Origin of the sequence: Silvibacterium dinghuense (assembly GCF_004123295.1) — a bacterium.
Classification (GTDB): domain Bacteria; phylum Acidobacteriota; class Terriglobia; order Terriglobales; family Acidobacteriaceae; genus Silvibacterium; species Silvibacterium dinghuense.
Window position 1 is genome coordinate 2048069 of sequence record NZ_SDMK01000001.1, and the last position, 15145, is coordinate 2063213.

Sequence of the window (15145 nt, forward strand, 5' to 3'; positions counted from 1 at the left end):
AAAGGAACCACATCCGATACCCCGTACACTGCCAGATAGAAACCCCGATAAAACTATGGACCTATCGATCCGGCCTGCTACTCCGAACGACAGCGATGCTGTATGGGCGATCCTTGAACCGATGCTGCGCGGAGGAGAAACCTATGCCCTGCCGCGCGATATGACCCGCGACGAAGCACTGGCATATTGGTTTTCCGCCTCGCACTCGGTCTTTGCGGCTGAAATCGATGGCCGTATTGCGGGAACGTTCTATCTCCGCCCGATTCAACCCGGGCCGGGTTCGCACATTGCAAATTGCGGATACGTGACGGCGCCATGGGCAGGCGGGCGCGGCGTGGCCCGTGCCATGTGCCGATACTCGCTTGGGCTGGCCCGGCAGCGCGGATACCGCGCAATGCAGTTCAACTTTGTGGTGAGCACGAACGAGGCCGCAGTGCATCTGTGGAGCAGCCTGGGGTTCTCCATGATCGCGCGACTGCCCGGAGCATTCCATCACCCCCGGCACGGTTACGTGGATGCGCTGGTGATGTATCACACGCTGGAAGGCGTGGATCCGATCGAGGAGAGCAGCTACGGCGGCTCGCCCCATACACTGGAGCTATGAGTCTTCCCCTGATTGCGGGCTCTGCCCTGGCCGCCGCCGGCCTCGGCGTGGGCGGATATTTTTATGCCGGCATGTGGCCGACCTCGCAGCTCTTCGGGCGCGCGGTGCTGGCGGGCCGCGATCCGGCGGAGTATGCGCTGACCTACGACGACGGGCCGAACGATCGCTGCACCGAAGCGTTGCTGGAGATCCTGGCGCGGTATCAAACGCGGGCGACCTTCTTCATGATCGGGCGTTTTGTGCGCGAGCGTGGGGCTCTGGTACGGCGAGTGCGAGAGGCCGGCCACCTGGTGGCAAACCACACCTTCACGCATCCGGTGCTGCTCTTTGAGAAGCCGGCGAAGGTGCGCGAAGAGCTCGCCCGGACGAATGCGGCGCTCGAGGATGCGCTGGGCGAGCGGGTAACGCACTTCCGTCCACCGCATGGGGCGCGACGGCCCGACGTGCTGCGCGCAGCGCGCGAGCTGGGACTGACGCCGGTGCTGTGGAATGCGATGGGCTACGACTGGAAGCCCACCACGGGCGAAACGATCCTGGCGAATTTAGACCGCAGCATTGTGCGCAACCGGCGGCGTGGACGCGGATCGAACCTGCTGCTGCATGACGGCGGACAGGCTTCGATCGGGCAGGATCGCATGGCGACGGTGCGTGCGACCGAGATGCTGCTCGAGCGCGAGCGGGGACGGGTTCGCTTTGTGACCGTGGATGCCTGGCAGGCGTAGCCCTGCCATGGCTTAAGACCATCGTTTGTCTAGTGATTGCCTTCGCCGGTAGGATGATTGGCGGAGTTCTTGAAGGATCCCGATGACGCACCGTTCCCGACTGCTTCTCTCCGCACTGCTTGCCTCCCTCTGCCCGTTGGGCGGCCTTGCCCAATCGCATAAACCGGCGCAGATTGCGAACCATGCCCCCGATCTGGGGCCGAATGTGAAGGTGTTTTCGCCCGCGATGCCCGCGGCGGAGATTCAGGCGCAGATCGACGCGATCTATCGCCAGCAGCAGCTGAGCGAGTTCGGTGAGGGCCGCTATGCACTGCTCTTTCTGCCCGGCAACTATCACGTGGATGTGCCGGTGGGCTTCTACACCGAGGTCGAGGGGCTGGGCGGGTCGCCCGATGATGTTTCGATCACGGGCAACGTGCACGCCGATGCGAGCGCGCCGAACAATAACGCAACGACGACCTTCTGGCGCGCGGCGGAAAACTTCTCGGTAACGCCGACGGGGGGCACGATGCAGTGGGCAGTGTCGCAGGCCGTGCCCTTCCGGCGCATGCACGTGTGCGGCAACATGGTGCTGAACCAGCACAACGGCTGGGCCTCGGGCGGATGGATGTCAGACACGCTGGTGGACGGTACGGTGGCCTCGGGGACACAACAGCAGTGGATCGCGCGCAACAGCGAGTGGCACCAGTGGACGGGCTCGAACTGGAACATGGTGTTTGTAGGCGTGCCGCAGGCTCCGGCAGGCGAGTGGCCCGAGCCTCCTTATACGAAAGTCGCGACGACGCCGGTGGTGCGGGAGAAGCCTTATCTCGAAGTGGAGCGCACGGGCGCATGGGCAGTGCGCGTGCCATCGCTGCGCCGGAACAGCACGGGCATCAGCTGGAAACACGCGGGTGAGGCGGGACGGCTGATTCCGCTGAGCCGCTTCTACATTGCGCATGCCGGCAAAGACAGTGCAGAGACGATCAACGCGGCGTTGAAAGCTGGCAAGAACCTGCTGCTGACGCCGGGAAGTTACGCACTGGATGCGCCGATCAACATCATGCGGCCGGACACCGTGGTTCTGGGGCTGGGCTTTGCCACGCTGCAGCCGGTGAAAGGTACCGCAGCGATGACTACGTCGGACGTGGACGGGATCAGCATTGCGGGGATTCTCTTCGACGCCGGGCCAGATAAGTCACCGGATCTGTTACAAATTGGCCCGGCACCGGCTGGAGAGCATGCCAAACAGCCTCTGTTTGGACCGCTGAATACGCCACCTGCGCAGAAGAAGCCCGAGCCGAAGAGAATTCTGGCGCGCCATGTGCAGAATCCGATCGAAGTATCGGATGTCTTTTTCCGTGACGGCGGCGCGGGCGTGGGCCGCACGGACGGCAACCTGGAGATCAACAGCAACGACACGATCATCGACCACACCTGGATCTGGCGCGCGGATCACGGCAAGAACGTAGGCTGGATGAGCAACGTGAGCGCGAACGGCCTGGTGGTGAATGGCGACGACGTAACGGCCTACGGGCTGTTTGTCGAGCACCACCAGGAATACCAGGTGCTATGGAACGGGGATCGCGGACGCACTTACTTCTACCAGTCGGAGATTCCCTACGATCCGCCACACCAGTACCTGTGGGAGAGCGCGGATGGCGTTGCGGGATGGGCTTCCTACAAAGTCGCGAGCGGCGTCACGACGCATGAGGCCTGGGGACTGGGTATCTATAGTGTCTTCCGCCGTCCAGACGTGAACCTGGCGCGCGCGATCGAGGTGCCGCAGAAGCCGGGTGTGCGGTTTCACCACATGATCACGGTGGCGCTTGGCGACCAGGGGAAGATCGAAGATGTGATCAACGACAAAGGCGGCGCGACGTCGATTCATCCGCGGGTGACGCCGAAGGTGACCGACTATCCATAGCTGCTGCGCCTGCGGCGCTGCCTTGCTGCCAGCGAATTTTGCGATAACGCCTAAGAGCCGCTAAGGCGAAGGGAAACCATCCACTCAGGCTCTTCGTCCGTGAAGGCAAGCTCTTCCGCGGATGGGCGGACCAGAGCGGATATGCGGTTGATGACGATCCATGCGAGCGTGGCGAAGCCGACGGCCGCGAGGAAGCGCGGAATAGTCTGGAGCGCCTGCACTATCCACGTCGCCATCCACATGGCAAGAACCAAAGAAAACATGATGACGGCCCAGGCCGTGAAGGCGACCTGCGCCTTGCCCGGACGCCATGCACAGGTAAAGGGAATCTTGAGCCGTGCGGCGAGGCTCAACTCGACAACCAGCGCACCTTCGGCGGCGAGCAACAGTAGATAGCCCGCGGCCTTCCAGGATGGCGTGCGTGCAAGGAAGAGCGCAGCCAGCAGCAGCAAGGGTGGGAGCACTCCTACGAAGAGCATGGCTACGCGCAGAGCCCGGCGGTAGGCACCGTTGCGCTGTGTTTCCGCGACACGGAAGAGCCAGTTGGCGCGCAGGCTGATGGGCAGCGATGAGACGACGCGCACACCGACGGCAACGAGCGCAACAAACAGGATACCGACGGCAAGAATTGGCAGAGCCAGACTGGATGCGGCCTGGAGCAGCGAGAGTCCGTGAGGCGCAAAGGGATTGAAGACCATGCCTGCCATCGCAGCAAGGCCGATCCCGACGCAGGCGCTGAGTAGGATGCGACGCTGCCGGCTGCGTAACAAGCTGCGAAGGGTAAAGCGTGTGAGTGCAGCCGCAAGTCCACCGCGCAGCAAAGCACTGGCGACAGGGCGCGGACCTGCGTTGAACCACGCGATCCAGCGCAGCGGGAGCAGATCGGGCTGCTCGAGGGTGCGACGCGACGTTCGGAGATACGACATCACCAACGCCAGGACGGCGAGCAGAATAGCGAGGGCAAGCGCAAGAACAGCGCGAAGCGCCAATGCGCCTGACCAGGGCTGCGCGCTCCCGTTGAGCTCCTGATAGAAGCCGAGGAACCAGTAGGACGGAAGCCAGAGAAGCGAAGGCTGGTGTGCGGGGTCGGAGAGCGAAGGCTCAAAGAGGAATGAGCCAACCACGAGCATGAAAGCAGCGCTCTGCAACAGCGAAGAGGCACGCAGGAAGAGCTGCCACGGCAGCAGCAGTGAAGCGAGCCCTTGCACCGCGATGACCGCGCAGAGAGGAAAGAGCGCGACGGCAACCATGCTGATCCAATAGGCGGCGAAGGCGCGAGGAATATCGATAAGGCCAGACGGCGCGAAGAGAAAAGGCCAGCTGAGGCCGGTGAGCATGTTCAGCATGAAGCAGGCGACGCCGGCAATGGTGGCGAGCGAGGCCAGCCGCGCTTCGTAGAGGATGCGCATGGAAACAGGCAAAGGCATGAGGACAAGCAGGTCGCGGCGATCGGGCAGAGCCGCTTCCCACTGGAAGACAGCGAGCAGCCCGGCAACGAGAAGGTTGAGCGAGAGCAGCATGTGCTGGGTCTTCCAAAGAAAGAGTGGCGCCGGGGCGCGAGGCACGAACATGATCTCGACAGTGAGCAGCATGCTGAGCGTGAGCAGGATGCCGGCGAGCTGGCCCATTAGCCGCTGCGGATCGCCGGAGGCGGAGAGCGATTCGACGGCGATCGAGCGCTCATAGAAGACGCGGTAGAGCACGCGGAACGGTGATGCGTGGACCGGTTTATCGGGCATCGATGAGCTCCACGATCTGCCGCGCGACTGCGACGGTATCCTGCTCGACGGCAAGCTGGGAAAAGATCTCCTCCAACGACGAGCGCTGCATGAGCGAGCGCAGATTTGCGATGGAGTCGTCGGCAACGATACGTCCGCGGTGCAGGATGACGACCTGCGTAGCGAGGCGCTCGACGGTGTCGAGCTCATGCGAGCTGAAGAGCACAGTTTTGCCGCGCGCGGCGAGCTCGGCAATGAGATGCCGGAGGATCAATGCGGAGCCGATATCGAGGCCGGAAAATGGCTCATCGAGCAGAACCAACTCTGGGTTGTGCAGGAGCGCGGCGGCGAGCAGGATCTTCTGGCGCATGCCCTTCGAATAGGAAGAGAGGGTGACGTGGCGGTCGCCGTGCAGGTTGAGCAGATGCAGCAGGCCATCGATGCGCTTGGCTCCCGTGCGGCCAAAGAGACCGCGAAGCTGCGCCACCATCACCAGATATTCGAGCCCGCTCAGATGCGTGTAGAGGTGCGGCTCCTCCGGCACGTAGCCAAAGCGTGAGCGCCAGGCGCGGAAATCTTTATCGACAGGCTCGCCGGCAAAGAGTACCTGGCCGCCACTCGCCGGCAACAGGCCGGTGATGATCTTCATGGTGGTCGACTTGCCGGAGCCATTGGCACCGAGGTAGCCGGTCACCTCCCCGGCACGAGCGCAGAAGGTCGCATCTTCGACCGCGGTGATCCCACCATAGCGCTTCGCGAGATGGCGCAATTCGAGCATGGCTACCCTATGTAGTTTACTGCTATCAGCATTGTCAAGTCCGATTTCTGTCTTGATTCCGCACACTCCCCGCTGCACTCCGCAGTTCTGCTGCCTTTATTCACGACACCGGGAGTCATGGCGCACACGAAGACATTGTTTTCCTCTGCCGATACACCCACTGAGCAGTTCTGCTGCAGGAGTCGCAGGCTTGGAAACGCAGAGTGATATGCAACTAGGGATCCTCAGCTCGATCTGGCGCAGGCATCATGACCGGGAGGAAATGGCGACAGAAGTATTGCCTGCGCGCTCCACACTTGCCCTGGCTGAGTCCGTCGCCCGACGCTTTGTAGCACGCCAGGCGATCTTCGACCGGCAGCGAAAAGTCTTTGGCTACGAGTTGCTATTCCGCTCCGGGTGGGAAAACTCCTTCTCCGGCGACTTGAACGACGCGACACGAAAGATGATCGCCGATGGCGCACTCTATGGCTTCCACGACCTGACACATGGCGCGCCGGCGTTCGTGAACTGCACGCATGAGTCACTGGTGAATGGATTGGTGACACTGCTGCCCCGTTCGACCGTGCTCGAGATTCTCGAGACAGTAGAGGGCAACAGCGAGGTACTCGAAGCCTGCATGCGCTATAAGGCGATGGGCTACAAGCTGGCCCTCGACGACTTCCGCATGCATGAGGGCACGCGCGACCTGATCCCGCTGGCGGACTACATCAAAATCGACTTCACCCTCTCCGATGCGCGTGAGCGGCGGCAGATCCGCGATGCGTTGCGCGGACGCGACGTGATCCTGCTGGCGGAGAAGATCGAGACCGAAGCGGAGCTGGCGGCCGCAATCGACGAAGGCTTCACGCTCTTTCAGGGATATTTCTTCTGCCATCCAACGGTCTTTTCCAAGCGGCGGATGCCGGCGAACGGTGCGAACTATCTCTACCTGCTGTCCGCGCTGTGCCAGGGTGATTTTCACATTTCGCGCGTTGCATTACTGCTGCGTTCAGAGGCAGCACTGAGCTATCAATTGCTGCGGCTGGTGAACTCCGCAGGCTATGGAGTCAACCACGAGGTGCGCTCGCTCGAAGATGCGCTGATGCTGGCCGGCGAAGACCAGTTCCGCAAGCTGCTGATCAACGCCATTGCCACGGAGACCTGCCGCAACCGTTGTTCCGAGCTGCTGGTTCAGGTGCTGCACCGCGCCCGCTTCCTCGAGCTGATGTCCGGATGGACGCACGAGGACGCCAGTGAGCAGTACCTGCTGGGCCTGCTCTCGCTGATGGATGTGCTGTTGGATCAACCCGTGGAAGACCTGCTGCTGGAGCTGCCGCTGCGGCGGGAGATTCGCACCGCGCTATGCGGCGACACCGGCAACGCGGGTACAGCGCTGAAGCTCTACGAGCACTATCGCGACGCCGACTGGTTCTATTGCCTGCATGCATGCGCAAATCTGCACATCACGGAAGATAAGCTCTCCGACCTTTATCGCCAGTCGCTGCTGTGGGCGGAGAAGGCTGCTTCGCTTGAGCCTCCTCCGGCATACGCAGCGAGTTGAGGTTACCCCGGAGGCCAGGCCATAGGCCGGCCGCCGAGCAGGTGCAGGTGCAGGTGCGAGACGGTCTGGCCACCGTCCGGGCCAGTATTGATGACGACGCGATAGCCATTGTCGAGGCCATGCTCACGGGCCAGCCCGGCAGCTGTGACGTGCATGTGCCCGAGGACAGCCTTGTGATGCCCGGCGGCCTCGGCCAACGAGCCGATGTGCTCACGCGGAATAATGAGCGCATGGAAGGGCGCCTTGGGGTCAATATCCGCGAAGGCGTACACCGTTTCATCGGAGTAGAGCTGCTTCGACGGAATCTCTCCCGCCGCAATTTTGCAGAAGATGCAGTCCATGCCCTCCAGCATGCCACGGGGATGCATTCCGAGGCGAACATGCGCCGGCAAAATCAGGGCGCAGGCGGGAAGTAGCGCGGGCGCTTGCCTGGGCCCCAGGGATCGTACTGCGCGGCAAAGCGCACCCGCTCAGCAATCGAAGGATGGCTACTGGTCCACCACTCGACCAAGGCATTGGGGGCAGGGTCTTCGAGCCACAGCTCGCCGAGATGCTGGAAGTTTCCGGCGCAAAGAGCCTGGGGATTGGCGACTATGCCATGCAGTGCTTCCTGGCCATAGACATCGGCCGCGTGCTCTTCCCAGCGGCTGAAGACATTTGCAACCGGATCGGCTACAAATCCGAGCAGCGACATGGCGAGCAGCAGCAGACCGAGCGAAGACCAATCGTCGAGCGAAGGAATACGCCAGCGCTGGCCACGGCAGGCGACGGCCCAGACAAGGAGGCGTGCGGCGATCCAGAAGAAGACAAGCATGACAACAAAGGAGTAGAGCATGCCGAGATAGATATGGTGCAGCACGTAGTGGCCCTGCTCATGCGCGTACATGGCAAGAATTTCGTCGGAGGATTCCATGGTGAGCGAAGTATCCCAGACGACGATGCGCTTGGAGGCGCCGAAGCCGGTGACATAGGCGTTGGGAGCAGCCACCTTGCGACTCGCGTCCATGACGAACATGCGCGAGGGCGGGATGGCGAGGCCGCCACGCTGCACGACACGCTCGAGGGACTGGACGAGCGCGGGGTCACGCTGTGCGAGCGGGGAGAAATGATCGAAGAGCGGATCGATCACGATGGGAACGATGAAGACAGCAGCGACTTCGCAGGGAATGGCGAGGATCCAGAACCAGAGCCACCAGCGGCGCGGCGATTTGCGCAGCAGTGCATAGAGCACACCGAACGCGATAGAGCCGAAGAGAAGCGTCAGCACCACAGACTTGGCGAAGTCACTGAGCCAGAGCTGCCAGCTTTCCACCGAGATGCCATAGAGACGGTACTGATGATGGAGATAGAGCGAGGCAGGCAGATCGATCGCAGTGAGCAGCAGCAGCCACGGCGGCGCAACGAGGAGGCCCTGAAGCCATTTGCGCGGGGTGCATCGCGCAGCCCAGCCGGCGATGCGGGCACCGAGACCGGATTGCACGAGGAGCCAGAGAACAAGCAGCGTCCAGGCAGTACCGCCAAAATGCGCGAGGGTGCGGGCGTGGCTGAGTGCCTGCGCCTTGAGCAGCTTGTCCGGTGGCAGCGTGTAGACGGTGGGGAAGCTCGTCATAGAGCCAGCATAGAGCCGGACGCGGATGTTTGGGCAGGCGCGATTCACATTGCCTCGTAACGGGCAGGCAAGTACACTGGCGACACTCAGGCCTACCTCTGACCCGGCCTGTACCGAGCGTCTTTCCGCATGTTGCATCGTTCGCGCCGTCTTCTTTCCTCTGTCGTTCTCGCCTCCACGACTTTTTTTGCACTGCCGCTGCTGGCTGCGCCTGGCTCCCAGCCCGATTCGCCACTTCTCAACGCAATGAGCACAGAACTGCATCGTGCGGTAACGAGCCTGGGCGCGCCATCCGCAGGCAAAGCGGATGACGACTCGCAGCCGGCTCCCTACTTTGTGAGCTACGACGCGCACGACCTCTCGACGGTGTCCATCACCGCGCAGCAGGGCGCGCTGCTGGGAGATGACGCGGCGAACAACCGCGTGGTGGATGTCGTGATCCGCGTAGGCAGCCCGGCGCTGGACAACACGCATGGGCAGCATCGCGCCTCCGCGATTACGACTGTGCCGCTGCCGCTGGCCGATGACCAGGAGGCGTTGGCGCGGTCGCTGTGGTATGCGACGAATGCGGGCTACGGCAAGGCGCTGCAAACCTATCTGCAGGTAAAGACCGAGACGGGCGTGCGCGCAGACGAGGAAGATAAATCGCCGGACTTCTCGAAAGACACGGCGCAGACGGCATTGCAGGCTCCAGCACCTTCCCTCTCCGTGAACCGCGCGGCATGGGGCGAGCGGCTGCGAGCGCTGTCGGCAGTCTTTCGTGAGTATCCGCACGTGTACACGAACTTCGTGATGATGACGGCACAGAGTGAGACCGGATACTTCGTCTCCTCTGAAGGCGCGAAGGTGGTGACGCCACACCAGCTGGCGCGCGTCGTGGTATTTGCGAGCACGCGCGCCGATGACGGGATGGACCTCTTCCGCGCGCAGACCTTCGAAGCCAGAACTGCGGCCGAGCTGCCTTCGCAAAAAGAGATGGAAGCAGCAATGCACAAGCTGGGCGCGAGCCTCGAGGACCTGCGCAAGGCGCCTGTGACACAGCCCTACGATGGACCGGCGCTGCTCTCGGGCCGCGCAGCAGCGGTGTTCTTCCACGAAGTGCTGGGACATCGGCTGGAAGGCCAGCGGCAGCGTGGCGACCAGGAAGGGCAGACCTTTACAAAGGACATCGGCAAGGCGATTCTGCCGCCGTTCCTCTCGGTGGCCGACGATCCGACGATGGCGACCTTCGACGGCACATACCTGAGCGGCTATTACAGCTATGACGATGAAGGGCAGCGTGCGGAACGGGTGGCGCTGATCCAGGATGGCGTGCTGAAGACGTTTCTCATGTCGCGGCTGCCCATCGCGAGCTTCGCCAGCTCGAATGGGCATGGACGCGCGCAGATCGGGCTGATGCCGACGGGCCGGCAAGGGAACCTGATCGTGAGCTCAACGAAAACAGTGCCGGATAAGGAGCTGCGGCAGATGCTGATCGACGAGGCCAAGAAGCAGAACAAGCCCTACGGGCTCTACTTCGACGACATCTCGTCGGGCTTCGCGGTGACGAATCGCGCGGCACCGCAGGCTTTCCAGGTGATTCCTCTGGTGGTCTATCGCGTCTATACCGACGGCCGGCCGGATGAGCTGGTGCGCGGGGTGAGCATCGTAGGCACGCCTCAGGCGGCGCTGACGCGCATCGTAGCGACGGGCAATCATCCGGAGATATTCAACGGAGAATGCGGGGCCGAGTCGGGGAGCATTCCAGTCTCGGCCATTGCGCCGGCGATGCTGGTCAGCGAGATCGAGACGCAACGCCAGGAGCAGGGTACGGCGCGGCCGCCGATTCTGCCACCGCCGACGGCCGTCTCCACGGCAGCTCCGGAGGTGCATGAATGATCCGTACACTGACATACGGGCTGCTGGGCGCTGCGCTGGTACTGCCGATTTCCGCCGCAGCACAGACGCAAGCTTCTTCCAATACAGCAGACGCGGAGAAAGATCCGGTTCTGACGGCGATGTTGACGGAGCTGCATCGGAATCAGTCCCAGCTACAGTTACAAAATTTCGAGAAGCCATATTACATCGAGTACCGCATCGACGATGTGACGCAGTACGAAGCATCAGCAGGGTATGGCGCTCTGGTTGGCGAGCACGAGACGCATCGGCGCATTGCACGCGTAGTGGTGCGGGTGGGAGATTACAAGCTCGACTCCTCGGGCGAGCGCGGCGATGCTTCGCTTGAAGTCACGTCCATCGACAATGACGCGATGGCGTTGCGCTACGCGCTGTGGGCGGCGACGGACGCAGCCTACAAGAATGCACTCAACAACCTGACGGCGAAGCAGGCAGCGCTCAAGTCGGTGCAGACTCCGCCACAGGCCGATGATTTTTCGCACGAGAAGGCGGTGGTGTCGATTGCGCCGGTGGCGCACCCCGATCTTGACCGCGCGGCGTGGATGCAACGCCTGGTAGAGGCGACGGGAACCTACCGCAGCGATGCGGCCACGAAAGACTTTGCCGCAGAGATTCAGACAAGCGAAGGCACGCTCGAGTCGCGGTTGCGCACCGAATACCTGGTGAACACCGAGGGAACTATCGTGCGCAAGAGCGGTGTAACCTATCGCGCCGAGGTGCAGGCCGAAGCGCAGGCAGCAGACGGCATGCGCCTTGAACGCTCCTACAGCGTGAGCGGCGTAACCAATGCAGACCTGGGCAGCGCAGAACACTTCCACAATGGCATTCTCCGGATGCTTACCGGGTTAAACAATCTGCGGCTGGCTCCTGTGATGGCCGACGAATATCACGGACCGGTATTGTTTTCGGGCGGCGCATCGGCACACGTCTTCGACGAGCTGTTCGCACGGGCGCTGGCGGCACACCGGCCGGAGCTGGGATCGTCGGCACGCACGGTTGGGCCGTTCGCTTCGAGCTATCACACGCGTGTGCTGCCGGACTTCATGAAAGTGATCGACGATCCTTCGCTCACTACCTTCGACGGCAAGCCGGTGCTGGGCGCGTACACGATCGATGACGAAGGGGTGCCGGCGCAGGCGGTTACAGCGGTCGACAATGGGCGACTGCTGAGCTATCTCACCGGACGAGAACCGATCCGCGATTTTCCTGCATCGAACGGCCACGCGCGAGCGGCAACAGCTGGCGCGGCAACACCGCGCGTGGGCGTACTGCACATCGAGTCTTCGGAGACCATCTCGCCTGACGAGCTTGAGAAGAAACTGGTGGCCATGGGCAAGGACCAGGGCCTCGACTCGGTGTACCTGGTGGATACGCTGAGCGGGACGGAGCGTCCACGCACGCTGTTCCGCATCAAGGTGTCGGATGGCTCGCGCGAGATGGTGCGCGGAGCACAGCTGGGCGATGTCGACCTTCGGCTGCTGCGCTCGGGAATCCTGGCGGTGGGCAACAATCCATATGTCGCCAATACCTTCGGCGACATTCCGAGCACCGTGATTGCGCCGCCGCTGCTCTTTGACGATGTGACGGTGAAGAAGGCAGAGCAGAGGAACGACAAGCTGCCCTACTATCCTCCGCCACAATAGCGGTGATTGCACCGTCGCAGTCATGCCTGCGGCGGCCCTGCTACACTGGCGGGACTTCCATACCAGAGCTTGAGGTTCGTCGATGCACGTGCTTCGCTGTCTTGTGGTTCCCGCCGCTCTCACCGCCGCCCTTATTGCGCTGCCAGTCTTCGCGCAGACACCCGCACGCACACTGATCCGCGCCGGACACGTGCTGAACGTGCATGACGGCTCGGAGCCCTCCGACCAGACGATCATCGTAACCGGCGACCGCATCACGGCGATCGCGCCCACAGCCTCCACGCCGAAGCAGGCCGGAGACACGGAGATCGACCTGCGCGGAATGACCGTCATGCCGGGGCTGATCGACGTGCACACGCATCTCACAAGCGCCACCGACTTCGATCCCTACACAGAACTGGCAACCTCGGTCGCGAAGAGCGCGCTGATCGGCGCACGCAATGCGAAGGTAACGCTCGAAGCCGGATTCACGACGGTACGCAACGTAGGCGCCGAGGGTTATGCGGATGTGGATCTGCGGGATGCCATCAACGAAGGATTGGTGGAGGGGCCACACATGCAGGTGAGCGGGCCACCGCTGGGCATCACCGGCGGCCACTGCGATGAGAACCTGCTGCCGATCGGCTACCACGTGCAGGCAGGCGGTGTGGCCGACGGCGTGGAAGCGGTGCAGCACAAGGTTCGCGAGACGATCAAATACGGCGCGGATGTAATCAAGATCTGCGCGACGGGCGGCGTGCTCTCAAAGGGCGACGACCCGCAGGCATCGCAGTACACGCTCGAGGAGATGAAGGCCATCGTCGCCGATGCGCACCGGCTGGGGCGCAAGGTGGCAGCGCATGCGCATGGATCGCAGGGCATCCTGTGGGCGACAGAGGCCGGGGTTGACTCCATCGAGCACGGCTCATACATGAACGACGAGGATATTGCGGCGATGAAGGCGCACGGTACCTACTTTGTGCCAACGGCGTACCTCATCGACTGGATGCAGCAGAGCGGAAAGCTTCCTCCGTTCTATGCCCAAAAGATGAAGGATGTGAGCGCGGTGGAGAAAGCGAATGCCAAGCGAGCCATTGCCGCGGGGCTGAAGGTTGCGCTAGGCACGGATGCAGCAGTCTATCCGCATGGACTGAACGCGCATGAGCTGGATGTGTATGTGAATCAGTTCGGCATGACGCCGCTGGCCGCGATCCAGACGGGAACGCTCAACGCAGCGGACCTGATGGGATGGAGCGACAAGATCGGTTCCCTCGACGCGGGCAAATGGGCCGACATCATCGCGGTCGAGGGCGATCCGCTGAAGGATGTGCGCATTCTTCAGCATGTGCCGTTCGTGATGAAGTCTGGCACCGTCTATAAGAGCGAGATACCACACGCATGAAGGCAACGGGCTTTGAGTTTCGCTTTCGCATCTGGATCGGGTTCCTGATTTATGTGCTGGGCTTCTGGACGCCATGGCTACGCTATGGCGCTGGCGCGGCTCGGGTAACAACGACATGGCTCGAGCTTTCGGGCGAGCTGGGACGCGTCATGCCGCTCGAGACGGCTTCTCTCACGATCACGCTGGCAGCGCTGGCATGCATCGCAGCCGGCGCTGCATTTCGCGTGTGGGGCACAGCCTATCTCGGCGGCTCGATCGTGCAGTCGGCGACGATGCATGCACAGGGAGTGGTCGCAGCCGGGCCGTATCGGCACGTACGCAACCCACTCTACTTCGGCGCATGGCTGTTCGGCGTGGGTATCTCGATCCTGATGCCGGTGACGGGAGCCCTGGTGTTCATCGTGCTGAGCTTTGTGCAGGTCCTGCGGCTGATCCTGCGAGAAGAGCCATATCTCACCGGGCAGCAAGGGCAGGCGTATCTCGACTACTGCGCGCGAGTACCGCGATTTGTGCCCAGCGCAAAACCGAAGCTGGCAGCATCCTCTCTGCATCCCGCGTGGGCACAGGCCATGGTGGCAGAGAGCTTCTACCTGACCATGCTGATCGCATTTGCCGTGCTGGCGTGGCGCTATAACGCGCAGCTGCTGACGCAGGCACTGCTGGTGTGCTTCGGGCTGTCACTGGTGGTGCGAGCGCTGTTCGTGCGCAAGGCATGAAAAAAGGGAGACGGGCCTCAGATCCGTCTCCCTCTCCCTAATAAGTGATTGCCGCGTTATGGTTCTTTTCAGGCGGCGGCTGCCTGCAATGCCATGACTACTTCTTCGGCGGAGCGATGGTATCCTTCGCGGCCTTGGCCACGCGGAACTTGACCACGGTCTTGGCCTTGATCTTGATCTGCTCACCGGTCTGCGGGTTGCGGCCGATGCGCGCCTTGCGCTCTGCCTTGACCAGACGGCCCAGGCCAGGGATCACGAATACGCCGTTCTTCTTGGTTTCCTTGATCGCGGTTTCCGCGAGCAGGTCAAGGAAGGCCGCGGCCTGCTTGTTGGTCAGTTCGAGCTTCTCCGCCAGAAGGCGGACCAGTGCGGTTTTGGTAAGAGCTGCTGCCATGTGTTTCCTCCTCAGATTTCGTTTGTTCGCGAATGGAGAAATTCTGCGCAACCTCTCCAACCGCCTTGCCAGTCTTCTTCGCCGCTCGCCGGAACTGCTTTCGTCCTTTGTTTATGCGGGTCTGAGAGACCTACCGCCGTTTACCTTGCGGCTTTTCCGGTGGCGTTGTCAACAGCAAAACCCCGGTTTCCACAGGTTTTTATCGGTATTTCTGTGTTTTTTGGCTGCTTTTGCCCGA

The 15145-nt window shown here is 62.2% G+C and carries 13 protein-coding genes; 8 read left to right on the forward strand and 5 right to left on the reverse strand.

Features of this window, described 5'->3' with window-relative positions; translation table 11 throughout:
• Nucleotides 1–55 precede the first annotated feature (55 nt).
• The 3 genes from ESZ00_RS08015 (at nucleotide 56) to ESZ00_RS08025 (ending at nucleotide 3232) form a co-directional block, all read left to right on the forward strand.
• Nucleotides 56–604, forward strand: coding sequence for a GNAT family N-acetyltransferase (locus tag ESZ00_RS08015; protein ID WP_129207573.1), 549 nt, complete (start codon nucleotides 56–58; stop codon nucleotides 602–604).
• On the forward strand, nucleotides 601–1326 hold the full coding sequence (locus ESZ00_RS08020; RefSeq protein ID WP_129207574.1) for a polysaccharide deacetylase family protein: 726 nt from the start codon (nucleotides 601–603) through the stop codon (nucleotides 1324–1326). The genes ESZ00_RS08015 and ESZ00_RS08020 overlap by 4 nt, the downstream gene beginning before the upstream one ends.
• Before the next feature lie 82 nt (nucleotides 1327–1408).
• Nucleotides 1409–3232: a coagulation factor 5/8 type domain-containing protein gene (locus tag ESZ00_RS08025; protein WP_129207575.1), complete on the forward strand. Its 1824-nt coding sequence runs from the start codon at nucleotides 1409–1411 to the stop codon at nucleotides 3230–3232.
• A gap of 50 nt (nucleotides 3233–3282) precedes the next feature.
• On the opposite strand, the gene ESZ00_RS08030 is transcribed toward ESZ00_RS08025, so the two are convergent.
• Together ESZ00_RS08030 and ESZ00_RS08035 are read right to left on the reverse strand one after the other, a co-directional pair.
• Nucleotides 3283–4971: a hypothetical protein gene (locus tag ESZ00_RS08030; protein ID WP_129207576.1), complete on the reverse strand. Its 1689-nt coding sequence runs from the start codon at nucleotides 4969–4971 to the stop codon at nucleotides 3283–3285.
• The gene (locus ESZ00_RS08035; protein ID WP_129207577.1) at nucleotides 4961–5728 is read right to left on the reverse strand and encodes an ABC transporter ATP-binding protein; all 768 of its coding nucleotides are present in this window, start codon (nucleotides 5726–5728) and stop codon (nucleotides 4961–4963) included. Before ESZ00_RS08035 ends, ESZ00_RS08030 begins: the two co-directional genes overlap by 11 nt.
• 262 nt (nucleotides 5729–5990) lie before the next feature.
• Here ESZ00_RS08035 and ESZ00_RS08040 point away from each other — a divergent pair, with 262 nt between their 5' ends.
• Nucleotides 5991–7268 carry an EAL and HDOD domain-containing protein gene (locus ESZ00_RS08040; protein WP_164981399.1) on the forward strand — a complete coding sequence of 426 codons (1278 nt, stop codon included), beginning with the start codon at nucleotides 5991–5993 and terminating at the stop codon, nucleotides 7266–7268.
• 2 nt (nucleotides 7269–7270) lie between these two features.
• Here ESZ00_RS08040 and ESZ00_RS08045 read toward each other — a convergent pair whose 3' ends face one another.
• Complete coding sequence (locus tag ESZ00_RS08045; protein WP_129207579.1) at nucleotides 7271–7609, reverse strand: histidine triad nucleotide-binding protein; 339 nt, start codon at nucleotides 7607–7609, stop codon at nucleotides 7271–7273.
• A 53-nt stretch (nucleotides 7610–7662) separates the two neighbouring features.
• Nucleotides 7663–8925 (reverse strand): M48 family metallopeptidase, encoded by a 1263-nt coding sequence (locus ESZ00_RS08050; RefSeq protein WP_164981400.1) that lies wholly within the window; start codon nucleotides 8923–8925, stop codon nucleotides 7663–7665.
• A gap of 81 nt (nucleotides 8926–9006) precedes the next feature.
• On the opposite strand from ESZ00_RS08050, the gene ESZ00_RS08055 reads away from it, so the two are divergent.
• The 4 genes from ESZ00_RS08055 (at nucleotide 9007) to ESZ00_RS08070 (ending at nucleotide 14513) form a co-directional block, all read left to right on the forward strand.
• Complete coding sequence (locus ESZ00_RS08055) at nucleotides 9007–10755, forward strand: metallopeptidase TldD-related protein (RefSeq protein WP_129207581.1); 1749 nt, start codon at nucleotides 9007–9009, stop codon at nucleotides 10753–10755.
• Nucleotides 10752–12416 (forward strand): metallopeptidase TldD-related protein, encoded by a 1665-nt coding sequence (locus tag ESZ00_RS08060; protein ID WP_129207582.1) that lies wholly within the window; start codon nucleotides 10752–10754, stop codon nucleotides 12414–12416. Before ESZ00_RS08055 ends, ESZ00_RS08060 begins: the two co-directional genes overlap by 4 nt.
• Nucleotides 12417–12498: 82 nt before the next feature.
• Entirely contained in the window at nucleotides 12499–13797 is a 1299-nt protein-coding gene (locus tag ESZ00_RS08065) for a metal-dependent hydrolase family protein (protein WP_129207583.1), read from the forward strand.
• Nucleotides 13794–14513, forward strand: a complete 720-nt coding sequence (locus ESZ00_RS08070) for a methyltransferase family protein (RefSeq protein WP_129207584.1) — start codon at nucleotides 13794–13796, stop codon at nucleotides 14511–14513. Before ESZ00_RS08065 ends, ESZ00_RS08070 begins: the two co-directional genes overlap by 4 nt.
• Nucleotides 14514–14610: 97 nt before the next feature.
• Here ESZ00_RS08070 and ESZ00_RS08075 read toward each other — a convergent pair whose 3' ends face one another.
• On the reverse strand, nucleotides 14611–14907 hold the full coding sequence (locus ESZ00_RS08075; RefSeq protein ID WP_129207585.1) for an HU family DNA-binding protein: 297 nt from the start codon (nucleotides 14905–14907) through the stop codon (nucleotides 14611–14613).
• Between the last annotated feature and the right edge of the window lie 238 nt (nucleotides 14908–15145).